We start from the raw sequence: 24832 nt of genomic DNA on the forward strand, positions 1-24832 counted from the left end.
AGGTGATCGGAGGGCTGGAATGGCTGATCCGGCCGCCAGATTGGGCCTTCGGAGAACCCCAGGTCATCATATAGCGTATGGAGGCAGGCTTCGCACTGGATCTATTACCAATTTCGTTCAACTTTTGTTCCTAATTAAAAGGGGTATTGCAGGGGGATAACAGGGGGTTAACAGGGGGTTAGCAGGGGTACACCCTTGTTAACCCCCTGTTAAAGCGGTGCAATAGTGCTGTTAATTACAAATCAGTATTCAATTTGAGCCTAAGCGGGGTAACAACAGAGATCCGCAAGTTTAATACCATCGATATACATAATAGAGATAGGATGTGACCGCGGACCGCAACCGCAGCGGAATAGAGGATGGCGGGACCAGTCTAAAGTAGACCTTGATCAATTTTCATTTTGGTATAGCTTTTACTCAGGGTTTAGTTAGGGTTTGTTTAGGTATAGCTTAGGTTGTATCTAAACAAACCCTAACCAAAAGCTAACTAAATACCAATTAAAATCTAGCTTAAAGAAGAACTAAATAAAAGCGAATAAATAGAACACTACGTAAATAACCCTACAAGTGTCCCAGCATCCAACCAGAATCGCCATGATATAGGCATTTTTGGAGGGTTTATGGGATCAAAGAAAATGAGCAGGAGAAAGCGTTCAGCTTGTAAAACGTTTAGAATAACGACTAAGTTCAAAAGACATAACAACCAAACAAAAGGCTCCGAATCAATTTAGATGATTCGGAGCCGCAGACGTTATTATAGTTTACATGCTCTAATCTCTTAGTACTGTAAGATCAGCCTTAGGCTTGGGTAAGTTCATGTTTTTAATTGCCAGGCGGCAGGCATCAACCATTTCCTGCGTCATGGTATAGGTATACTTTCCATAATCATCGTATTCCAACGTACCAACAAAAAAGAATCCGTATTTATCAAAGAAATCCGTCAAATCCAATTTGGCCACCTCGCAGGCTGTTTTAACAAAATTCAGCTGATGAACGGCAGGATTACGCTCTCCCATCATTCGATCGGAACTCCAATCCGAACGCTGTCTTCTCGCTTTATTCATATTCTGCTGACGGAAGGCTTCAAATAGATCCGCATAAAAATCGGGACGTTTTCCTTCACTCTCAAAATAGAGCTGTAACTGCCAAAAAGGAATCAAACGATCGAATACATCCGGATCGGACAAATAAGAAATTCTCTTTTCAATAATATTGGCCTTCGCTTTCTCAAAATTGTTCTGTTCTGAAACCCGTGTTTTATTACCAAACGAACGTGTTACATATAAGGAAAACAGGTTGTTGCTCACTTCACCCAAGCCCCCCCAATTAAACATTGGACGTGTCTGGTGCACGTGGCCCACCTCATGACTGAAACCCCAACAAGGATCCCCTTTAATCACCGATTCCGGCGTTACCACCATCTTCATCGCGTAACCAACTTTATCGCCCATATAGGCAACACCATCTCCATCACGAAACATGTAATAATTATAGTTCACCCGTGCTAGAATACGATTTTTAGGTACTTTATTATACTTCTCCAGCCCCATCAATCGATGTTGCCTATACACCAGCGAATCGTAATTACGAATTAGCTCGACGCCTTTTCCATAAGCATACTGTTTCAATGCTTCTATTGGATAAGCGGTCTGAATATACTCGCCTTTTGCATCCATAATCGGGAATACAGCGTGATCGATCAGACTATCCCACTCCTTATTCCCCTGTTTTTTAAGATCAAAGTAACCATTTACCTGCCCTGTCGGAAAATGAACCCTAATCGGGTTTTCCTTTTCAGGTTCTTCCGAGAAATAATCGATATAGGCTAAACTTCCGTAATCATCGAGCTGGATAATATTGACACCATTCTGCAATCTGAATTCCTGTTTTTCCAGTCCCCAACCTTTCGGATCCTTTGTAGGCTCCTGCGGATTAGGGGCTTTTCGCAACCAGTTAGGTACAACAAGGTTTACCTCTTTACCAGCTGCAATACCGTCCACGATAACAATATGCTTCCCTTTGGGAAGATACACACCGGTCATATTTTCATATTTACTATAACCGTCCCCAATACTTAATTGATGCCCTAATGTTATCGGATTCAACAAGGCATAATAAGTTGCATATTTATAATCCTTGTTATAGTTGCCATCAAGTATAGCCTGCGCGACCCGGCGCAGGGTAGTATCAGCAATCTGATTGAGCTGTTTTTTCTTAATCCCCTTTTTTAGTGTTAATGCCAGAGGATCTTCGAATACAGCAAGATCGGCATAGGTCTGTTTAAAATCCTGAGCGGTTTGCGCCTTCAGATTGGCGCTCGCCAGAAGCCCCAGCCCAAGTAATACGATTAGTTTCTTTCTCATAATTACTATAATTAGATTACGGCATAGTATGATCAACATATCTAAAGCCGTAATTAAATAGGAAACAAAAAAGGTTGAATACCGAAGTATCCAACCTTTCATTTTAAAATTAGTTATATACTCTCCTCGTGACTTGTGGCACGATCACATCAATTTGATAATTTCCGCTCTCGAATGTCTGAAAAGAAAATCTGGCGTTACAGGTATATGTATTATCTAGGATCCCCAAAGCATCGTCAAAATGCACAAATTTAGTAGGGATACGATAATAGTAATTGAATCCATTCCCTAGGGAGACCAAAGGGAATGGCACTACCCCGTATGTAAATTCAATCCGATCATCATACAATACGGTACCAACGGCATAATCCTGCATAGTCTGTAAGTAACCGCCAGCAGTTCCACTTTGTGGACGTCGGGTAATTTCACCTTTTTTGGGGTTAAATATCGCACCGTTTTTATCTAGAAAACGGACAGTAATTTTATTTCCCTGCTTTGATAATTGCGTAACCTTAATATGGTCAGCATTGCTCGGAATCGATTTTGATTTTGTTTCATCACCCACCATAATTGCAGCAGTAGAACGCACTGCTGGGACCTCAAAGGCCAAAGCAGGGACAATTTTAAATTCTGCAATACCAGGAAAAGCCTTTGTACCAGCAACATTACTAACGTCCACATCGAACTTATACAATCCAAGAGGAAGATTTACGGTATTGTAATTTGCCTCCAATTGTCCAGAAATAGCATTTAAAGTGATGGGATATACCATCGAATCCACCTGCTTCGCATCAATCAATGCTTGTGTAGTATCAGTTTTAGGATCATATGGCTTTTTCCAAACCCTTTGTTGATATTTCTTCAGAAAAAGACTAGTCACATCTTCGCCAGTTTCACTTTTATAAATCTTGACCAATTTAATTGTAATCGGCTTGGTAGAACCTGCAGGATTAATTGCATCTGTCACAACTGGTCTACCTTGCTTTATCTCCATCGGTTGCTGCTCATAACGTATAATGTCACTTAAATTACCATCTGGAATTTTCTTACAGCCTAAAATTGTCCCCAGACTTCCAATCATTAAAAAATATAAGATCTTTTTCATAACTATTATCGATAAAAGAATAAGATATGGCTATTGTTCAATACATGAACAACACCCGTTGTCGTTTGCGCATTAGAGGTTTGCACACGTGTCCTAACCCCGACAGGGAGCGCGATGTCTGACGCTGGCACATTGTTACCTAGCACCTGGAATAAGTACGAGAAGTATACTATTCGAGGTCTTACCGACGACGCTTCATTATACCCCAAATTAGGATCATCTGTTGGTTCATAAGAGACCACTACATCCTTACCTTTTGCATTTTTATATTTTGTACCATTTTCGGTCAACAAATCATTTGGTAATGTTTGATTCACAATATACATATCGATAGAATCTGCAAAACGTGGTAATTCATATTTAATCATCGAATCAACAGTCCATTTTTTTTCTGGATCAATACGTTGCATCGCGATCGATCTCGCTTGAACATAATTGTAAATATCATAATCTGTAGGAGCAAAAAAGGTAATCCCTTGTTTGTTAATTTTATCTTTTACCCCTGCTTTGTCGATCAACATGATGACCGTATCAAAAACTCCGTCTTTATTACTTTTGAGCCAGTCGTAAGTAGTCAAATTTATTTTAGGATTATGCAAATCCCCACCAACAAAATAGCCATCTTTTTTACAGGAATACATAATCGCCCCCAGGACGACCACAGTTAGTATTGTATATATAATTCTTTTCATTATGTTATTCATTAATGATTTTTCCACCATGGGTTTTGCGTTAATTTCTCATTTTGCGGCAACAAATCGCGCATATTCAGTGGCCAATAATACCCCTGATTAGCGATACGGTCTGCCGTATAGTAACCCGAGTATTCACTCAACTTACCCAAAAGGCCCATACGAATCAAGTCAAATTGTGTGGTCCCCTCACCGATTAATTCTCGCCGACGCTCATTAAAAATCTCCTCAAACAACTTTTCCCCACTCAAACTTATATCAGAAAGCCCAGCCCGCTTTCTAATCTTATTAAGATCTCCCAACGCCAAATTCTCCTGACCAGTCTTCGCGTAGGCTTCGGCGCGCAATAAATAAATATCAGCCAAACGAAGCAATACCAAATTATTACTTACTGCATAATCCGATGTATTATTATTATAATACTTCACAACATCATATTTTTGCAATAACCAAACGTTGGCAGACACTTTTCTAAAAACAGCAGCAGGCCTCTTATCGGTTGAGGTTGGATCGTCTACTTTGAAAGACTCATTTAACAGATCTACATCTATTGGCCATGCAGAAGACAAGCTTTTCCCTTTTATTGTTGGATCAGCTAAAAATGCATTAAAGAAATCCTTACTGAATTCATTTCCACTTTCAGAATAGGTCATTGGAAGCTCAAAAATAGTTTCTTCTGAATCGCCGGCCCAAATACTCTTATAGTCCTTTACATCAACCAGGTCAAAATCACCTTGAATCACTGCTGTTGCCATTTTTTCAGCATTCGTATAATCATGGCGCCACGCGTAGACATGTGCTAACAGCGCTTGTGCTGCTGCTTTAGATGCAAATCTCTTTGTAATACTTTCATCAAGATTGTCAACTGCATACTTTAGATCTTCTGTACAAAAATCCAACGTTTCCTTTTCAGAACTTCGCGCCATATCAGGAATGTTTTGCGGATCGGTAAAGACATTTTTGGTCAATAATACGTCTCCCCAAACACGCTGCATATAGAAAAACGTATAGGCACGCAGAAAACGAGCCTCTGCGATTGCTTTTATTTTTTCACCCTCGCCTCCTTCAAACAAACTACTGTCCATTGCTTCTGTATGTTCGACAATCAGATTACATTGGTTAATTATTTTATAAAAGCGCGTCCAATTCCACAATGATCCTTCCAAATAAGGCGCATAACTAAACTTAAAACCACCCGATTTTATCAGACTGGTGTAATTCCAGTAGTCACCGCCCACCTGAAAATTTCCTGCAGCTAGATCTCCAAAAATAAAAAACGATCTACTATCACGAAGTGCATCACGAAGAAGTGAGTATGTCCCTAGCTTTGCGCGGTCAACATTGCTTCCGTCTTTCCAAAAAACATCATCGTATGTGCTATTTTGGGGTTCTAAATTAAGATATTTCGAGCAGGATGTTCCAAGCATCACGACACTTGCTATCCCGATATATTTTCCAATTGTTTTTAATTTCATCTTCTTTCCTATTAAAAATTAACTTCTAGACCAATTGTATATTTCTTTGGCAAAGGATAAGCACCGCCACTGTATTCCCCTTGAGGAGAAACCAACTCCGCATCAGGTACATGTGACTTTTGGAAGGTATGAACATTATCAAGCATTGCATAGAAACGGATCAATCGCGCTCCAATTTTTAGACGATCAACGATTGTTCTTGGAACAAGATATCCTAACGTAATAGTCTTAATTTTGAAATAACTTCCATTCTCATTGAACATGGTACTAAATGGCAGGAACTGATAAAAATATCCACCAAATGGAGCAATTGACGGGAAGCCAGCTTGATAATTTGGATCTTTGGCTTTTTCTGGGGTCCAGTAATCTACACCCTCCAAATCCGGTAAACGATTATTTGTGAAATTATAAATATTAGAACCGATTGAATTGAATTGATTACTTTTCAATGTATTGATAATATCACGACCAAGGGTGAATGTATTTAGAATACTGAAAGAAAAGTTTTTATAGGTAAACTCATTATAAAGACCTCCTGTAAATTTAGGATTTGGATTACCTGTTGGAACCAAGTCTCCATCCGCAGCGCCTTTGTCTTCATCACTCCATACATCCCAATCATTATTTACATCCAGCCAGTTTGGATAACCAGGCTTTACAGGATTATTTCCTTTAAAATAGGTCAACGGTCTTCCTGTGATTGGATTTCCAGGTATCTGATCTTGATGACTATATACCCCTTGATAAATCATTTGGGCCCACTGATAAATTGGACTACCTACACGATACAATAGTTGTTCATTCCAGCCTCTGGAATCTGCATAGAAACTACGGTTACCATAAGGCAAAGCTCCAATTCTATTTCTGTTATAAGTAACATTTAAATTGGTATTCCATTGCAAGGCACTATTTTTAGATAAATTCCGTGTAGCAATTGTCAAATCGAATCCTTCATTATAAATCGTCATTGGAACGTTGTATGAAAGATTAGTATATCCTGTATAATAGGGGAATGGGAATGACATAATCGGATCTTTTGTAATCTTCCGATACGTATCAAACGTAATATTCAATCTGTTATTGAATGTAAACAAATCAAAACCAATATTTGTCTGTTCTGATTTGTTCCAGGTCAAATTGGTTAATGTCAATGGCTTTTTGAAAGAAGGGACTGCAAATGTCGTTCCGTCATAAGCATTGGAAGAAAGCTCCCATACGTTGTAGGGTGCATAGAAATCGGATGGCAATACGCCTGATTTCCCCCAGCTTCCACGTAGTTTAAACAAATCCACCCATTTGAATTTACTCATGAAAGATTCATCTGAGACGACCCAAGCACCAGAAAGCGCTGGAAAATATCCCCATTTGGTATCTTTACCGAAACGTGATGAGGCATCTGCACGCCAGGAAGCATTAAAAATATATTTTGATTTATAATCATATGAGAACTGCCCCATGTAAGATAACAAACCCGCTTCTTTAAAATCTGTACTACCGCGAAGATCCTTTGCAGCCACCCCTTGAATTACTTTAATATCATCCGTTGGGATATTGTACCCCAACAAGTAGGCAGACTTTTGTTTGTCATATTGAAAAGACTGCATTGCTGTAATCGCTATACTATGTTTATCTTGAAATGTACGAGCATAATTCAACACGTTCGCAAGATTGTAAGTGTAGGCATTTCTATTATTGGATTCCGCAAAAGAAACACCGTTATTTAGCTCTTTAGGTTGAAATTGGTCCCGAGAATCAAGATTAATCTGTGCAGAAGCCTCTAGTGAATATTGCAACCCCTTGATAATATCTACATAGGTCTTTGAGAACAAATTGATATTATCTGTTTGGTTATCGTCTTTTAACTTATCATATTGACCATAATAGAAATCATAATCTGCTTTGGCCAATCCTACAAAGGACGATGGCATTTGACCTTGGTTGACTGGCACTACCTCATCTATCCCACGTCCAAGACCACGTTTTCTATTGATACGTGCCGTTGAAAACATAAAATCTGAGCGGATAATAGGAGCCAATTTAAAACCGAAGTTTCCACGTAAAGAGTACCGTTTGAAACCTGTATTTCGAACAACACCATCTTCATTATAGTATCCCCCAGACAAACGATAGTTTACGCCCTCATTACCCCCAGAAATACTTGCATCCGCATTATCAATATTTCCAGTGGTATAGAATAGATCCTGCCAATCCGTTGCATTATTGTAGCTACTATTTAAACTGTCGGTCAAAGGCTGCGTAATACTCCCCATTTGCGCCCAACTAGCATATTGAGAAATAATACCCATTTTTGCTCTTCTTTCAGCAGCTCCTCCGAGTGTCCTTTGCAATTGCGGTCTTTCTGTTACCCCTTTATAATATGAAACACGCACCTGTGGCTTGCCCACATTTCCCGTCTTAGTTTTAATTACAATGACACCATTCGCTCCTCGCGACCCCCAAACCGCAGTAGCAGAAGCATCTTTCTGTACAACAATACTTTCAATATCGTTGATATTGATTCCTGCAATATAATTTGTCCCAGTAGCCGTAGAGTTTGCCAAGTCGGTAATAGACAAAGGCATTCCGTCAATAATATATAGCGGAGAACTCATGGTATTAGCTAAGTCAACTTCTGAGTTCAAATCTGGAGAGATAGTCGTATTACCACGGATAGTAAACGTATTCCGGGCTCCGGGTTCTCCCGTAAAGTTTTGGATGTTAACCCCTGCGACCCTTCCTTGCAGCAAACTTTCAAAACTTGGCGCAGGAAGATCCTGAATGGTTTTTCCAGAAATGACCTGAACCGCACTGGTCGTTTTCTTAACAGATTGTCTCTGATATCCAACGACTACGACCTCATCCAAAGACGAAGCGTCGCTCTGAAGGGTCACAGCTGGAGCCTGTTTTGTTGTCACATGGACTTCCTGCCTTTTAAAGCCGACACCAGAAAAAACCAAAGTTACGGGAAGGCTTTTTACAGCCAAAGTGAACGAACCTTGCTGATTTGTCGACGCTTGATTCGTTGTTCCTCGCTCTGTGACGGTCATGCCCGCCAACGGCTGCCCATTTGCATCTCGAACAGTCCCTTCCACAGGAATTGTTTGACCGAAAACATGAAAATAGGACATCACCACGAGAATAATAATCGGTAGAATTCTCTTCATATTAATTTAGTGTTAGTGAAGTGAAGGTAGATCAAAAATCTTGACGCCACAAAAAAGAAGGAACAAATAAATAACTATTAGAATATTAAATTTCAAAATAACACACTCAAACGATTGCGCTACTTTTACGCAATCGTTTGAGTAAATTTTACAAAAAGCTGAATTTGTATCAGTAACAGTTCAGATTAGGCTTATTTAAACGTCATCTTAAAACAACAACTGCAAAAACGCACCACAAATAACAACCAACAATAGATAATTCGAAGGCATAGTTATATATCCTATTAGTTAACATCAACTTTGATTCTAAATACTCAATGGTTTTAAAAATTAATCAATACAAACCAAAATATCTACGAACTTTTCGATGACTTAATTAATACAACTAATATAAAACAGAATGTCTATTGACTAAGAGGTTAAATTAGGATTTGATCTTCCAGATTAGGCCATTTACTATCAAAAAAGCATCCACAAAAGAAGACAAAGTGCCTAATAAACTAAAAATAGCGCCATCCTATCGAAAGCGCTATTTTTTAAAACAATTAGTTGATTCGGAAACTGGCCCTTAAGGAAACTCCACCACATACGTCCGGTTATCGCGCCAGGTATTATAGGTACTTTTTCCAACTTGATTGATCACATAGCCATAGCCGCGATTGGGACCACTGGACAAGCTGTTGTTACAGATATGTTTGAGCTTAATACCAGGTTTTACCGGCACTTCCACCGAACTTTCAATGCGAATCGGATTGACCAGCACATCATATATCCCAAAAGCATAGGCCTCATGTTGCTGTACCGCATCGGCAACTTTATAGGCCGCATATCCGTCACGCGTTCCATGCTCACTTCGATAGGCTGCCTGATTCGGCGCATCGTAAGGGCTTTCACATTGAAAGAAATAGGTGCGGCCATAATTACCGGTCCAATAGGTTTGATACTCCTGAAAATGTTCATTGAACAATGCATACATAGTCATATAGTCTCCATTGACCACCAAGCCATTACGTGTCGTATTAATATCCCAGCCAACACTGCCCTTCACCCCATGATCGGCACGCCATATCCAAAAGTGATCACCAATCACATCATTGCTATTGATAATAACCGATTGGTCCACATGAACTTTGTCGGCCCGAAATCCGCCAATACGCAGAAATAGATCTGCCAACAGGGTTGGGTTACTGTCATGTCTTATTCCGCTCTTTTCCTGCCCGACCTGAATCAAACTATGCGAACTATAATGCGCATCAAACATCAATGAGGCAACTGTAACACCTGCAACATCATCAACGTCTATTGCCGTCTGCGGATTTGCTGAGCCGGGTATCAATGTGGCCAACCCAAGTCCAAGTATGATGGTATTGGCCTTGCTAACATGAAGGGGTTCGGATAACTCATACATTCCAGGTGTAATCAGCAAATGCCTGCCATTCCCTAACTGTCGGTTCATCTCCGCCGCTGTATCGCCGGGTTTGACAACATAAAAATCCTTCTCCACATCAATAATATCTCCCGCCCCCATATTGTCCCGTGTATAGGATACGCCTGTATGATTATGTTTTAATGCTGGTCGAAACACCTTATAACGTCCATCTTTGTCAAAAAACACAAAGGGCTTTTCACGAATCACGGGTGTTGTTGGAATGACCGTCACGTTGCCCCCTGTTGCCCAATTATTTTGATAGCTATTCTTATCAACAGAAGGTCCAAAATCGACCCCCTGAAAGCAATAATTGTATTTAATTTCTTCAAACTTACCTCTTCCTTTGTTTAGAAAGGAGTTTCGTGTATACCACTGCTGTTGGTTTTTGGAACCTGCAGCTGCTTCAAAATAGCAGTCTGCGGTATAACCACCACTAACCCATCCATTTGCCCATTGATTGCGCACCACTCGTGTGGAATAAATACGACGTAAGGGGGCAGCTTGGGAAACCGCCCATTTAAATGTTTGCTCCTCTTCATAGCTCTCTGGACCAATGACAGACAGATTCTCAGCAGCACGCCAGAATGTACAGGTCCCGTTCCCATCGGCAAGATGAGGTGGCGTGTGTATATTTGAAATCGCAACATCATAAGGTACTTTGCCCAATCCAGCAATCTGCACATAAAAAGGAATCTTCAATAGTCCTGCCTCTTTGTAATCTCCCGATTTGAACAGCAATGCATAACGATTGGGACTAAATTCTTTTCCAAACATCTTTTCATGGAGCTGATTGACTTCATTGCCGACACGTGCCTTATTATCTGTTGGACTATAAACAAATGTATTTTCACCAAACAGTTGAAGTTCTAGACTCAAACGTGCAACAAGCTCTCCTTTTACGGTCTGGATCTCATAATAATAGTCGTATGGACTACCTACGAGCACTTGATCCACAAATTTGGGCTGCGTGACTTTGGCAATAGTTTGATAATCGCCCAACCTGCCCTGGCTCCGTCGGATAAGAAAGGGTCCTTTCATTTTTTTATCGATCAGCCGTTTACTGAAGTTAAGGCATATTCGTCCCTTTTGGATGAAGACTTCTGGACTCCCTTCCTGGGATTTATCTTTCACAACAGCAGTTTGCGCCCTGGCTTTTGCCGCAGTCGTTTTCCTTACCTCATTTGGACTTTCCGCGATCTCACTTAGATCAGGTTGATGTGCCACACCGGCGGTTACTGTAGTTCCGTACGCCCCAGTATAGGTTGGTTTATTTAGCTTATAGCTAGTTTCTGCAAGTACGGGTTGTATCATCAACAACGCTATAATAGGCTTAATATAGTTTCTAAATGGTTGCATAAGTTTCATTTTTATGGGTTGACTGACTGGTTTATTTTTTTAAGTCGGATCGCATTCAGCATTGGTTCGCCTTTCTTAGGAATAAACGAAATCACCAAGTTACCATCGCTGTGCACTTTCAGTGGAAATTTTCGACGAAGCACGCTAAATGCCCCGGCTTCACCCAACACATTTAAATCCGTAGCAAGCGCATGGCCTCCAATGCGAATGTCAAAAACGCGATCTATCCCCTTTTGCTCCTGTTTCTTCTCTCGTTGTTCAAGATCATATAAGAGATTTTCCTTGTCATTCGGGCCATCCAATTCGGCAAAAAACAATTCGACCTCGTAATTGCCATTAGGCAGATCAAATCGGTAGGATTCCAGTCCCTGTAATTGTGTTTGGAAGAGCGGGTCATCCCCTGTACCTCTAATATTTACATCGGTCCCCAGATTTTCACGGCCTGTATTTTTCAGACCATATTTCTCGCCCTTTAAATAACCCCAGCTTCCCCTTTCATAAGGCTGATCTGGGAACCACCGATTTCCCAAGGAGTCAATGTATTCCCGATTGTCGCCAACATTGACGCGGAGTTCTTGCCAGTCTTTATCTTTCTTCAGATCATAGGGCAATACCTCACAATCCATTACCGTTTCGTCGACGGAACTTAATTTTCCGTTATGGAAAGCCTGGGCTTTCACAGTGTGTAATCCACGGCTTAGGTTTACAGGCCATAATATCATCCGATCCACAGGCTTGCTTACGCCCAACGACATACCATCCAGCAGGAGTTCCACCGAATCAGCATTACTGAATATAGGTAGCTTTAGCCATCCGGATCCTATTAATGCTCGGTCCCGCGCAGTCCTTACAGCCCATTTTTTCCCAAAAGTACCTCCTATTTTTACAAAAGGGACTTTCTTGAGATAAGCTTGATATAGAAAATAGCTATCCTTCGCTTTCCGGTCCCAGGTCAGCAATCCTTTGGTATTGATATGTGGCATGCTTTCCTCCCTGGTCTCCGAATTAAAATCGGATAAATTCCATGCCACCCCGCCAGCGACAAATGCTTTCTGTAGGATGTCATTGAGATAGCCCTGATGGTACCTAATAGCATATTCAATACTTTTGTCGAAACGAACTGGTTTATCCGAATGTATTCGATAGTCGGCATCTGCTCCATATTCGGTTACCAATAAGGGTTTCTCGGGCAGCTGTTGATGAATATGTTCTAACTGCTTGCCAAAATCTGCAATTTTGCCACCATACCAGCCCGGATACAAATTCCAGCCCACAAGCATAGGAACCTTGGTCAGCCCCGTCCGATGATAGAGATCAAAGTTCCCATGATTGGCGATCATCGTATAGCGTGTAGTATCTTCGGCTCGTGTGAGCGCTTCCAGTTTTTCCGCCAATGATACCACTGATTTAAAATATTTTTCCTGACGTTCTTTATCTTTTGGAAAATGGGGCCGAAGAAAGATTTCGTTCATATAACCCCAGATAATGATACTCGGATGGTTAAAATATTGTCTAATCATCTCCTTCTGCATCTGAAAGCTATTGGTTGCAAAAGTTGAACTTTCGGTAATCTCGTTTACAAGCGGAATTTCCACCGATGCCAACAAGCCCAAGCTGTCACAGGCTTTCAATACGGCAGGATCCTGCGGATAATGTGCCACGCGCAGGAAGTTACCGCCCATCGCTTTTAATTTCACAAGATCCTGTACTTGTAGGCTATCGGGAACAGCATTGCCCATACCTTTAAAATCCTGGTGTCGGCTGGCTCCTACTAATTTTAGTGGCTTTCCGTTTAAAAAAAAGCCTTTTTCGGGATGGAATGAAAACCAGCGGAAACCAACGGAATTATCCAGATGGTCCAGCTGTCGGCCCTTGGAATCATAAATCCGTGTTATCAAACGATACAAGTACGGCAAGTCTGGCGACCACAATCTTGGATGCATAATTTCAGCCATGTTCAATTGGAAATTGTTTCTTGAATGAGGTTTTAGATTTTCTTTCTGCTGTACTTTTTTTACCGCCACTCCATCGGCATCCATAAGCGTAGTTTCAATCACAATAGCTTGTTGTGATGCTGAAGCATTCTGAATAGCTCCATCAAGATTAATTGTTGCATTTTCTGAGGAATCAATCTTTGCATTTACGCGCAAACCACTACTTCCGTAAATAGGATCTGCAAAATGGATCTGATCCAACAGCAGCAAAGACACTTTTCTGTAAATACCTCCAAAAAAAGTAAAATCGCCACTTAATGGCGCGATATCCTGATTGAAGCGATTGGTGACTTGAATGACTATCGTATTTTTTCCATTTACTCTTCGATTAAGATAGTCTGTAATGTCGACATTGAAAGCCGTATAACCGCCAATATGCGCTTTCACCTGTTTACCGTTGACAAAAACGGTTGCTTCCTGATTGGCGGCCCCTACATGAAGTACTATTCGTTTAGTTTGCCAGGCGGTTTTCCAATAGAGGGTATTTTGATACTGGGTGGCACCACGATAATAGCCCGGCGTATCGTCCATGACATCAGCTATATTCCAGGTATGTGGTAGATCAACAATCTGTTCCCGTTGTTTTTGTTTAACTATACGGCCTGTGGAAGCTTCCTCCTTCCTGAATTTCCAGTTTGACGAGAAATCAACTGAAACTCTTCCATCTAGTACGGTTTGCGCATGTACGCTCGAAGAGAAAAATAGACAGGCTATATAGCCTAGGCTGATGAGTTGTTTAAATATAATATTCATGTATAGCATTTATGTTGGTCGATCCAGTGCCTGCAGCACCAGTCTCGTCCAACCTGATTTTTCATTTTTTTTATGTTTTTTACCGCTTGTTGTCAGGATGTCTTTTACCTTGCTTGCATAATTCCAGCAGGTACTCTGCCGAATACCCAATTTCTGCGAAAGCTTATAGGAAGAGATGTCGCCCTGATGGAAATGGACGAGATAAACCAGATAAAAGGCTTTATTAATTGGAATCCGTACATTTTCAAAAATCGTATTGTTCAACACAGATTCTTCATAGGTACACTTGGTGCATCTTCGGCTATAGGGTGTTTTACCGACACAATAGTTATCGTACCCACATTTTATACAACGGTATTCTTTTTTCCATTTCAACTCGGACAAGACCTTATAACAGGTCTCCTTATCTGGATATTTGACACCAAATTCTTCAAAATTCATTTCCTTGGAAAGCACCCGATCATCGGTAATCCGTTCAATATTGGTCTGTAGGTTTTTATTATCCTTTGTCAATAACTGGTTCATGCGGCCAATCTCTTCCGACTGAGCCCATAATAGGCTATTCATCTCTTTCAGTTCGCGATTCTGATCGTTAATAATTTCGGATTTTTCAAGTAGTTCTTTTGATTTCTGCATCACTTCCAGCGTGCGCTCCTGCACTTTCCGTTCGAGATCTCTGTTGTGCTTCTCCTGGAGTTTTTCGTTGATCTGCATCTGTTCAATAACTCTCTTTTGCGCCCGTTCTTTCTTGCTTTTCAAGAGCCGAACTTTATCATGAATTGCGAATGAGAGAAAAGTCATCTCCAGTACAAAGCCAAATGTGATGCTATAATGCCCGATCGAACTGGGCAGGAAACGCGCATAGCCCAATACATAGATTACCTTCAACACAAAGCCGAGGAAAAGAAATGTATAAGCAAGCACGAAATACCGGGCTGGACGATAGTTTTTCTTCCAAAGCCATATCCCCGAAAAAAAGGCAACTGACAATGGAACGATCTCAACAAATTTGTAGATAAACCAGTTCTGGTTAAAAGCTAAGCAGTACAGAAAGAATGCTATTCTTAAAATAATGACTAGATCCAACAAACGATTCAATTTAGGCTCTTTTTGCTTTACATGCAGTAAGGATTTCGTAAATAACAAGGCAAAAACGCTGACACAGCAGACAAAAACTGCTGTTGCGTATTGATTGAACCAGGGATTTTCGGGCCATAGATACTGAAAAGCAATACCATCCGAAGACATCTCGTATAGTCCTACACACAAGATATAGAGGACATAATACAGGTATTGACGTCCTCTGACAGCAAAATACATGAGTAAATTGTTGAAACTAAACAGAATAATCATCCCATAGAACAGGCCGAAAGTAAAATATTCAGTCAGCGTATATTGAACAAAACGATCTAGGGTACGATAGACCAAAATTACGTTGACCATCTGTCTTGATCGTACCTTAAAATAAGCCTCATAAGTACCTTTCTGCAATGCAGGAATTAGAAATTCAAAATTCTTGTGCATAAATTGCCTATTCTCGAAATCGATCGAAGCGCCGGCCTGATAATGGACAAATCCACCAGTTCCATTTGGGATAAATGCCTCCACCAGATCGGCAGTCTGATCGAACAGTTCGATAATCCGGTCGCGGGATATGTGTTGATCAAAAGACATTCGCACCCTAAACCAATAAGTTGAGGATCGATTGAAATTTTTCGGATAGTATCGCTCATTAGGTTTAAATTGTTCTGCGTATTCCGGTGATCTTAATTCTGCAAATGACAGGGCATTGGTACTATCTTCGATATAGTATACTTCTGTGGTCTTAAAAATATGTTCGGCTGTACCGGGCAATAGCGCAATAGGCTTTTGACCAAATAGCAAACCCATTTGAAATAACAATAGCAATAACGCAAATCCGCGTATTCTCATCCTTTTTACAGTATACATAGCTCGTCTCACCTCTTTCTTTTGGTTATTTATGACCGGATAGGCATTCGTATTTGGATACGGATCCTATCCGGTTTTTAGAAGGTCAAAATAACAAAATTATCAGAAAGCTTATAGTGCTCATTTACGATCTGACCATCGCAACTAATCAACAATCTTATCGAGCGGCGGCACATTGTTTTCTGCGCCGGCATAACCCTGGTTCTGATTGATCATCCCGTTGGTATTAAATCGTTGCGCTGATGCAGGTACAGGCCATAGCACATGGTATGGAGCAATCTCATAATGTACCCCCTGTACAGTAGGAACCTTATCGCGATAGAAGGAATTTTTTTCAATAATACGGTCGTAGAAGAAATTGTTTTGTGCGAAGTTGGCCATGCTATATGTTTTGCCATTATAAGCAGGGATGCCAGTCTGTGCAAAAATATAGGCAATACGTGTCAACTCTGATTTACGTGCTTCCTCCCAAAAGAGTTCTCGTGCCCTTTCATCCAATACGGTACCGATAGTAACTTTTGCCGCATTTTGCAGTAACGCAGCATTTGCTCTTCCCCGAACGGCATTGATATCTGCCATAGCCTGTGCCTGCTGGCCCTTCCATACGTAGGCTTCTGCACGCAACAAGTATGTTTCAGCCAAACGGAAGACATACCAGTCCGTGTTTGTTCCACGCGGTGGATTCCAATTTGGATCTTCGGCGAATTGATTGGTTGAATTGATGAAAACCTTATAATGAGGCCATCCAAACCAGTGACGAATGGTATCCAACGAACCATTGGTAAACACTTTATTGATATTTTCTTTTGTAAACTGTTGGATCGGCTGACCATAAAGTTTACTGATTTCGGGGTCTTTTGAAGCTTTGATTGCCGGATTATTGTAAACAAGATCCGTCATATCCATCCACATTCCCTTTGCATGGCGGTAATCTGTCTGATCTGTCCATATTTCTTTGGTACTGTAGTACGTACCGCGATAGCGACCAATGCCACGACCATACATACGTGTCAATGGGATCTCTGCACTCACAGCATCGACAATAGCTTGCAGTCCGCCTTGTGGGATTTTTAAGTTGGCAAAATGCCAAGCTGGAACGGTATTCCGCATCAACTGAGAACCAAGATCCGTACGGCCTTGCAGCGTTTGTCGATCAATCACCAGGAACAAAGCCTCTTTATTTGCAGGTATTGCTTTGTTGTCCATGCGATGTAAATCCCACACGACATTTTTAGATTGGTCTGCCGCGGTGCTACCAAAACGGTTTTTCATCAGCGTATATTTACCACCGTCAATGACTCTACTGGCAGCAGCAATAGCTCCGTCAAAGTCTCCCAATGCGAGATCTATTTTTGTCAACAGGTGATTGACCGCCCCATTAGTCACTTCCCCTTTATTAACACCATCTTTAACCCAGAGCTGTGCAAACTCCAGATCTTCTTTCATCTTTTTAAGGATAACCTCTCTTTTGGTTGAATAAAAATCATATTTCGGAGCCGAAAGATCTTTCAACTGTAGCGGTACATCGCCAAATTCGTGTACCAATCGATAATAAAAATAAGCGCGATAGAAATAAGCTGCGCCCAAGATTTCATTTTTCTGAGCCTCTGAACTATATGTTGGGCGATCGATATTACTAATCACCGTATTTGCCGACCGGACCGCAGCGAAAAAATTGGTCCAATACCAACCAATCTTATTGAAGTCGTCACTATTGAGGTTGGCATCTGGTGTGATCAATGAAACAAGGTTCTGAGCCGGTGTTGCCTTGTCTGTTGTACCTTCCACAGCAACATCCGAGAAGATAGATTCGGTCAACATGGGAGCAGCATCACCAAAAAATTCGCCCCGGGCAGCTTTACCCAAAGCGTTCAATACACCTTTAAGAGCATCGACATTGTTTAGATTATCCGGAGAGTACTGCGATAGCTGATCAGAGTCCAAAAAGCTCTTTTTGCATCCATGGACAGCCAATAAGATGATTGACGCGAAAACGGCAGCTACTTTTATATTTATTTTCTTCATTTTCTTCGTTTTGATTAAAGAGATACATTCAAACCTAGTGTATAATATCGTGGCGTAGGACCGTCATTCTGTGGATCCCAATAGTTCCAAACCGGTGCATATACCGCAGCATTGTTGACGTTCATATATACTTTCAGATTTCTTACTTTAAGTCGTTCTGACACCGTTTTCGGCAGAGAGTAGGCCAGCGATATATTGTTCAGACGTATAAAACTATTTTTCCAATAGACATTGAAACTGGTTCCGTTCGCGCCGCTTCCTAAGCGCGCATAGTCGTTGCTCGGATTTTCGGGAGTCCAATACGGTTGAACGTAGGACGTTGAACGCATAAAGCCCACACTTCCGGGATTGTTCTTCGCCTGATTAAATTGTTTTTTCTGACCCCAATTAGAAATCAATTGAAATGAAAAGTCGAAGTTCTTGAACAAGTTAAACTCATTCCGTAAGGACCAAGTAAAACGTGGGGAAGTGTAACCTATAAATTGCTTGTCTTCATCGTTATAGACATAATCACCGTTTACATCTTCTAATTTGAAATCTCCGGGACGTATACTTGCTTTTGTATACTTTTTAGCCTCCTCGACCTCATTTTCCTGCCATACGCCCAATACTTTATAATCCCATATTACATCGATATCCTGTCCTATAAACCAACCGTTACCGGGGTCGTTATTTGGTGTTGCAAGACGTGAAATCTTATTTCGGTTCAAGGAAAGGATAAAATTGGAGTTCCATTTAATATTTCCGTCGACAATATTGCGACTTGTCAAACTGACTTCGAGTCCTTTATTGTTCACCTCTGCCAAGTTGGAATAAACAAATTGGTAGCCTGACACACTGGAAAGCGATTGTTTGACCAAAAGGTCATTTGTCCTTTTACTATACACATCTACTGAGCCACTGATTCGATCCTTGAAAATTGAAAAATCCAATCCTGCATTGAGTGAGGTGGTTTGCTCCCATTTGAGATTTTCATTTCCCATTCGGGAACCGACCACAACTGTATTGACCTCTGCCGGAGTACCGTTGGCGTCGACAGTCTGGTATTTATTGACCGTCAGTTGCGATAAAGCGGCATAAGGATCGACAGTTCCATTATCAGGATTACGAAGATCTCTGTTACCGTTGATACCATATGAAAGTCGAAGTTTACCGAAATTTAGCCAGGAAAGGTTTTTCATAAACGATTCTTCGGAGAAGGTCCATGCTCCAGCTACAGCCGGAAAAGTCGCTCTCTTACTATTGACTCCGAACACAGAGTAACCGTCCCTACGCACCGATAAGGTCAAATTATAGCGATCCATAAGACTATAATTAACCCGTGCCATCAGGGCGTCACCGGTATATACTTTATCCTCGCTATTGACAGTAGGCAGATTACCACTGGCTAGATTATGATAGCCAAGATAGTCCCCGGGAACAAAACCTTGATTGGCCGCCTGCGTCCACCAAGTTTGATATTTTTCAGAATTTGCCAAAAGGGTTACATCCACACTGTGGATTTCAGCAAATTTCCGGTTCCATTTCAGGAGATTATCGATCTGCCAATTATAACGCGTTTCCTGATCACGACTTGCCGATCCACCAGTAATAGTCACATTGGGATTTGCAGAAGAGTTATGGTTGAAGGTACGATACATATCAATACCGGGACTAAAGTTGAACTGATAAGTAATACCAAAAGGCAAGTTAACTTTTGCAAAGAGACTTGCAAAAAGGGTATTCTGCTTGTTCATCCGGTCATTGTAGGTCATATTTAGAAAAGGATTACGGGCATTCAATCCGCTATCATCTGTCGGAATCCTTCTTAATGTACCATCTGGATTGTATTTATCACCATAGGGCGATAGATTTGTCAACTGTGCCCAGTCGGCCTCAATTGCTCCCTCGTCGCGATCAGCATATTGCACATTGGCCCCCATACGCAGAAAGTTCGTCACCTTACCTTCGAGATTCAATCGCGCCCGAAATGTACTGAATTCACCACCCTCGATCAGATTTTGATTTTTGTTATACCCAACCGACATGTAGTAATTGACATCTTCCTTTCTTCCGCTCATACTCACCGTATGATCCTGACGAATTCCTGTTCTAAAGATCTCATCATACCAATCTATGGTCTTACCCGCCATATAGTTGGCTTTTTCATTCGCCACTAGACCAAGCCTATCTAACCAAATATCTACTGGATCCAAATCTTTATTGCCCCCTGAAAGCCATTGATCAAATGTCACGTCGGAAGGGAGGTTACGCGGATCGTCATAGAAATAGGATGGCCTTGTACCACCAGCGCGCCCCACATCTGCTCGCCATTTCAGAAAACCAGGGCCATCGTAAACACGTTGATTACGCGCTAGGGTAGCTAATCCCCAGTTGGTATTCGCCGTCAACACGGGTTTATCGCTTGTTCCTTTTTTGGTGGTAATGGCAACTACCCCTGTAGCAGCTTTAGCACCATAAACAGCCAATGAGCTCGCATCCTTCAGGACATCTATGGTCTGTATGTCATTGGGGTTAATATCAGAAAGCTGCCCATTGTAGATAATCCCATCCAATACGATCAATGGTGAAGTCGAGGCACTGAGCGTGGTTTTACCACGCACCAATAGATCTCCGCCTCCTTTCGCAGAAGTATTTTGTGATACGCTAAGACCTGCGATATTCCCTTTAAGCAGATCCGCAACACTCTGCGGGTTCTCGTTTTCAAGCTGTTCAGCTTTTACACTTGCAATGGAGCCCGTGACATCCTTTCGGGAAGCGGTTCCATAACCGATGACAACAACTTCGGTCAATTCGGTATTGCCCGAGTCCATGGTTATATTCAACGTTGTCTGTCCATCGACGTCCTGCTCCTTATTCAGAAAGCCCACACTTGACAATACTATCGTAGACTTAGGAAAGACAGCAATAGAAAACCTCCCCTGGTCATCCGTTGTCGTTCCCCCAGAACGATTTTTCAGTTTGATAGATACTTGTGGAATTGGCTTCCCTTGGCTATCCACTACAGTACCGCTGACTGTCCGATTTTGTGCATTTGCCATATAGGTACATGCAAGTACACTTGTAATCAGGAGCGTTAATTGTTTGGCCATAATTTATGGAAATTTAGCGTTCAAATAATTGTTAATTGGGTTATTTATGGAAGCTAAATTAATTCGATCAAATCAAAAAAACAACTAAAATAAAGTGTAAAGTATTGCAAATTAGATAGTTATAAAAAATAATAATACACTTAAATCCCAAGTAATTACATCCTTAACTGATTGATCTACACAGGTTATATCGAAAGGAAATAGCGATTATTAATACGGTATATCAACAAGCAATATTTTTTGATTTTTCTTGTCCACCATTTGGTCTTATTATTTTTAGCGCTCGCGAGAAAAACATAAGCCACAAAAGGCGTTGTTATGATTTACGCAAATTGCATCACTCAATCAAAATGCAGCCGTTCAGGTTTGTTGTATTAAAAAATAAAAAGAATCCCCCTTATTAGTCATTTAACTATTGAAATACTATATTCGCCATAAAAATAATTAACCAATGAAAAGAATATTTTTTATAATGCTTACCCTGTTGGGTCTGCAAACTGTATCGGCCCAAGAAACACCAACAGCGATCTCTAAAGGAAAATGGATGGTCGAAACGAATCTCTCGCCACTTACCGGCCTCTCTACTTCCGGCTTTAGCTTTTATTCCAACAATGGCGCCCGGCTCTGGTCTGTAGGCGGTGAAGCAGGTTATTTTTTCCAAGATAAACTAGCTGTCAAAGCAGGATTAGGTTTCACTGGTCAAAGGTATGCATTCGATTTTGATGGCCAAAAAATCGAATTGAATTCTACACATTCGTTTATTTATAAAGCGGGATTAAAATACTATATTATCAATCAATTGCCCGTGCAGATAGATCTAGGTGGTATTAATAGTGGTGGCGAGAATGCTTTCATTTTTGGAGGTCAACTTGGTTATGCCCTATTTGTAAAAGAAAACATTGCTATAGAGCCGGCAGTACGTTATGATCATGGCCTAAACGACAATGCCGATGGCATCAATGCTTTCAGCGCAAGAATAGGTTTTTCACTGCATTTCTAAAACAATTAAAACAATAAAAAAGGGGAAATGATTAGAATCATTTCCCCTTTTTTATTGTTTTAATCCATTCTTTTTTAATGGATACCTTTAAAAATTCTATTCCACCGTACTTTGGAAAGCCCATTGCCATTTGCGTTCCAGCTCATCCAGGTAAATAATGCTTTTCCGACAATATGATCCTCAGGAACAAACCCCCAATCCCTCGCATCGAGCGAGTTGTGCCTATTATCTCCCATCATCCAATAATAATCCATTTTAAAGGTGTAGGAATCTGTTCGATTTCCATTGATATAAAGCCCATCCGTTTTCTTTTCCAACAGGTTATTTTCATACACCCTTATGGCTCGCTCATAGAGTGGTAAGGTCTGTGCATTCAGTGGAATAGTCATGCCCTTTCGAGGAATAACAAAGGGGCCGAAATTATCATAATTCCATTTGTATTGTGGGTCGTTCGGAAAGGTATTTGCTTGAGCCACTCCCGGTTTTTCCAAGTTCATTTGCATGGATTTGACATTGGACCAAGATTTTACCATGGCTGCCTGGTCTTTTGTTAGAAAGATTAGGTAAACTCCAGGCTGAATTAAAGAGACTTCTATTTCCATATCTTTCAGGCGCTGTTCGTTCAGACCTGTGTCATCTGTGATCACCGTATAATCCATCTGACTTTCCGGGGCTACAAAACCTGGTTGGTCGTTCACAAACAATACTCCTTCTGTCATGCTAATTTTATCCCCGGGCATTCCCACACAGCGTTTAATTAAATGTTCGCGTTTATCGACTGGGCGGGTCTGAATTGTAAATTGTTGATGTACTGCTTCACGCCCCATGCTACGCACCAAGTCATAATAGGGCAAGTCTTGATTTTCGACAGCAACGGTATCACCGGCAGGTGCATTAAAAACGATCACATCATTCCGTTTTATTTCTTGAAATCCGGGCAATCGTTTGTAAGGAATTTTAATGAGTTCGGAGAATGCTTTTCCTCCTACTAATGGCATCGTATGATGTGCAAAAGGAAACGCTATAGGTGTATTTGGAATACGGGGGCCGTAATTTAGTTTACTGACAAAAAGATAATCTCCTATGAGGAGAGACTGTTGCATAGACCCCGAAGGAATCATAAATGCCTCCAATAAAAAACCACGAATCAAGGTTGCAGCGACAGTCGCAAAAACAATCGCATCCGCCCATTCTCGTACCATCGATTTTTTATAGGGATATTTTTTCTTATAGTCTATATACGATTGATGCGCAATTTCCAGTTCAGATTCCTTTGTCGCCACGCGACCTTCGGCATGCGCTGCTTTCAGATTTTTGGCATATAGCCCATTCAGAAATTGCACGTTTTTATCTCTGCCCCAAAGTGGCAGTACGATAAACGGAAGCAGCGCCGCGGCGCAGTTTTCCCAAAATCTTCTTTTTCCAAAACAATGAATAAAATCAAGGTAGAGATTATAAAAGACAAAAACATTGACGATCGGAACAAGCAAAAGGATAAGCTGCCAGGTCTTCTTGCCGAGTATACGCGATTGTATCCACTGACTATAGACGGGAACAATTCCCTCCCAGCCTTTGCGCCCTGCCTTTTCAAATAGCAACCAAAAGCCGTAGGCTGCGACTATAGTCAATACAATAAAGATGATAAGTATCATAAATTCGTTTTAATAAATAAAGAATCGCTCTGTTGATTCCGGAGAGCTCTTCGATTTTTGTAATTCGTTATATCGCATGATGTATTTAATAAAAAGATCATAATCATACTTTTTTTCATTTTCAAACTCAGCAAACAACTCCGGTTCGTCATTGATCAATTTACCAAAAGTAATGGGTCTTTTCTTTTTCACATCACTAAACCACCCATTATGGTTGCTATTGATTTCAATGACCTCGCCAGTTGATTTTTTCAATGCATAAGCATGTTTATATTTATTGACCATGATATTTCCCATCGTACCTGCACCACCACCAATAGCTATGCCGGCCCCACCACTGACCTTCGTTTCCGAAACATAATATGCAATAATTTCTCCATCAGCCAGTACTTCTGCGAAAGTGGGATTTTGATTGAGCCCCTTCTGAATTCGATACATCTTTGGAGATGTTCCAGGCACCACTTCTAGTCCATCTTCTACATAAGAGGGCGCATAAACTTTCTTTTTGGATTGCCAATATACACGATAGATATCGCCCGGCTCAAACGTTAACTTTTCTTTTTGCTGATTCTCAAATTTGAGTTTTTGATCTTTTACAGAGGAGATTTTCCCATAAAGGGTATCTGCATTCATAAGCACTAAGTAGTCTAAATTTTTGGCGACTTCCTGTGCGTGAGCTGTGATCGAGATGCCTACACAGGAAGACAAAATCACGGCAGTTAAAATTGATATGGCTTTCATTGGACTCTGTATTTGTCAATAGCTTATGCACCTATTAACCT

General features: G+C 40.9%; 13 protein-coding genes. 1 reads left to right on the forward strand and 12 read right to left on the reverse strand.

Annotated features, from left to right (window positions below; genetic code table 11):
• Window positions 1-770: 770 nt before the first annotated feature.
• The 10 genes from HS960_RS19390 to HS960_RS19435 all read right to left on the reverse strand — a co-directional run bounded on the left by HS960_RS19390 (window position 771) and on the right by HS960_RS19435 (window position 21398).
• Window positions 771-2363 carry a M60 family metallopeptidase gene (locus HS960_RS19390; protein ID WP_182330420.1) on the reverse strand — a complete coding sequence of 531 codons (1593 nt, stop codon included), beginning with the start codon at window positions 2361-2363 and terminating at the stop codon, window positions 771-773.
• Between the two features lie 109 nt (window positions 2364-2472).
• The gene (locus HS960_RS19395; protein WP_182330421.1) at window positions 2473-3468 is read right to left on the reverse strand and encodes a hypothetical protein; all 996 of its coding nucleotides are present in this window, start codon (window positions 3466-3468) and stop codon (window positions 2473-2475) included.
• Between the two features lie 5 nt (window positions 3469-3473).
• Window positions 3474-4160: a fasciclin domain-containing protein gene (locus tag HS960_RS19400; RefSeq protein WP_182330422.1), complete on the reverse strand. Its 687-nt coding sequence runs from the start codon at window positions 4158-4160 to the stop codon at window positions 3474-3476.
• Window positions 4161-4171: 11 nt separating this feature from the next.
• Window positions 4172-5635 carry a RagB/SusD family nutrient uptake outer membrane protein gene (locus HS960_RS19405; protein ID WP_182330423.1) on the reverse strand — a complete coding sequence of 488 codons (1464 nt, stop codon included), beginning with the start codon at window positions 5633-5635 and terminating at the stop codon, window positions 4172-4174.
• A gap of 11 nt (window positions 5636-5646) precedes the next feature.
• A complete protein-coding gene (locus HS960_RS19410) occupies window positions 5647-8799 on the reverse strand; it encodes a SusC/RagA family TonB-linked outer membrane protein (RefSeq protein WP_182330424.1) in 3153 nt (1050 codons plus the stop codon).
• Window positions 8800-9367: 568 nt separating this feature from the next.
• Entirely contained in the window at window positions 9368-11584 is a 2217-nt protein-coding gene (locus HS960_RS19415; protein WP_182330425.1) for a glycoside hydrolase family 16, read from the reverse strand.
• Window positions 11585-11595: 11 nt separating this feature from the next.
• Window positions 11596-14331, reverse strand: a complete 2736-nt coding sequence (locus tag HS960_RS19420) for a glycoside hydrolase family 2 TIM barrel-domain containing protein (protein ID WP_182330426.1) — start codon at window positions 14329-14331, stop codon at window positions 11596-11598.
• 9 nt (window positions 14332-14340) lie between these two features.
• The gene (locus HS960_RS19425) at window positions 14341-16263 is read right to left on the reverse strand and encodes a 7TM diverse intracellular signaling domain-containing protein (RefSeq protein ID WP_182330427.1); all 1923 of its coding nucleotides are present in this window, start codon (window positions 16261-16263) and stop codon (window positions 14341-14343) included.
• A gap of 162 nt (window positions 16264-16425) precedes the next feature.
• A complete protein-coding gene (locus HS960_RS19430; RefSeq protein ID WP_182330428.1) occupies window positions 16426-18306 on the reverse strand; it encodes a RagB/SusD family nutrient uptake outer membrane protein in 1881 nt (626 codons plus the stop codon).
• Window positions 18307-18320: 14 nt separating this feature from the next.
• A complete protein-coding gene (locus HS960_RS19435) occupies window positions 18321-21398 on the reverse strand; it encodes a SusC/RagA family TonB-linked outer membrane protein (protein WP_182330429.1) in 3078 nt (1025 codons plus the stop codon).
• A gap of 451 nt (window positions 21399-21849) precedes the next feature.
• Here HS960_RS19435 and HS960_RS19440 point away from each other — a divergent pair, with 451 nt between their 5' ends.
• Window positions 21850-22398 carry an outer membrane beta-barrel protein gene (locus HS960_RS19440; protein WP_153848040.1) on the forward strand — a complete coding sequence of 183 codons (549 nt, stop codon included), beginning with the start codon at window positions 21850-21852 and terminating at the stop codon, window positions 22396-22398.
• 74 nt (window positions 22399-22472) lie between these two features.
• Here HS960_RS19440 and lepB read toward each other — a convergent pair whose 3' ends face one another.
• On the reverse strand, window positions 22473-24050 hold the full coding sequence (gene lepB / locus HS960_RS19445; RefSeq protein ID WP_153848039.1) for a signal peptidase I: 1578 nt from the start codon (window positions 24048-24050) through the stop codon (window positions 22473-22475).
• Window positions 24051-24059: 9 nt separating this feature from the next.
• Window positions 24060-24791, reverse strand: coding sequence for a hypothetical protein (locus HS960_RS19450; protein ID WP_153848038.1), 732 nt, complete (start codon window positions 24789-24791; stop codon window positions 24060-24062).
• Window positions 24792-24832 lie beyond the last annotated feature (41 nt).

The organism is Sphingobacterium paramultivorum (genome assembly GCF_014109745.1).
GTDB classification, from domain to species: Bacteria; Bacteroidota; Bacteroidia; order Sphingobacteriales; family Sphingobacteriaceae; genus Sphingobacterium; species Sphingobacterium paramultivorum.

What these genes read in the sequence shown, in the direction of transcription:
- HS960_RS19390 (WP_182330420.1), bottom strand. Translation starts at nt 2,363, where the DNA reads ATGAGAAAGAAACTAATCGTATTACTTGGGCTGGGGCTTCTGGCGAGC.
- HS960_RS19395 (WP_182330421.1), bottom strand. Translation starts at nt 3,468, where the DNA reads ATGAAAAAGATCTTATATTTTTTAATGATTGGAAGTCTGGGGACAATT.
- HS960_RS19430 (WP_182330428.1), bottom strand. Translation starts at nt 18,306, where the DNA reads ATGAAGAAAATAAATATAAAAGTAGCTGCCGTTTTCGCGTCAATCATC.
- HS960_RS19405 (WP_182330423.1), bottom strand. Translation starts at nt 5,635, where the DNA reads ATGAAATTAAAAACAATTGGAAAATATATCGGGATAGCAAGTGTCGTG.
- HS960_RS19425 (WP_182330427.1), bottom strand. Translation starts at nt 16,263, where the DNA reads ATGAGAATACGCGGATTTGCGTTATTGCTATTGTTATTTCAAATGGGT.
- HS960_RS19450 (WP_153848038.1), bottom strand. Translation starts at nt 24,791, where the DNA reads ATGAAAGCCATATCAATTTTAACTGCCGTGATTTTGTCTTCCTGTGTA.
- HS960_RS19400 (WP_182330422.1), bottom strand. Translation starts at nt 4,160, where the DNA reads ATGAAAAGAATTATATATACAATACTAACTGTGGTCGTCCTGGGGGCG.
- HS960_RS19435 (WP_182330429.1), bottom strand. Translation starts at nt 21,398, where the DNA reads ATGGCCAAACAATTAACGCTCCTGATTACAAGTGTACTTGCATGTACC.
- HS960_RS19440 (WP_153848040.1), top strand. Translation starts at nt 21,850, where the DNA reads ATGAAAAGAATATTTTTTATAATGCTTACCCTGTTGGGTCTGCAAACT.
- lepB (WP_153848039.1), bottom strand. Translation starts at nt 24,050, where the DNA reads ATGATACTTATCATCTTTATTGTATTGACTATAGTCGCAGCCTACGGC.
- HS960_RS19410 (WP_182330424.1), bottom strand. Translation starts at nt 8,799, where the DNA reads ATGAAGAGAATTCTACCGATTATTATTCTCGTGGTGATGTCCTATTTT.
- HS960_RS19415 (WP_182330425.1), bottom strand. Translation starts at nt 11,584, where the DNA reads ATGCAACCATTTAGAAACTATATTAAGCCTATTATAGCGTTGTTGATG.
- HS960_RS19420 (WP_182330426.1), bottom strand. Translation starts at nt 14,331, where the DNA reads ATGAATATTATATTTAAACAACTCATCAGCCTAGGCTATATAGCCTGT.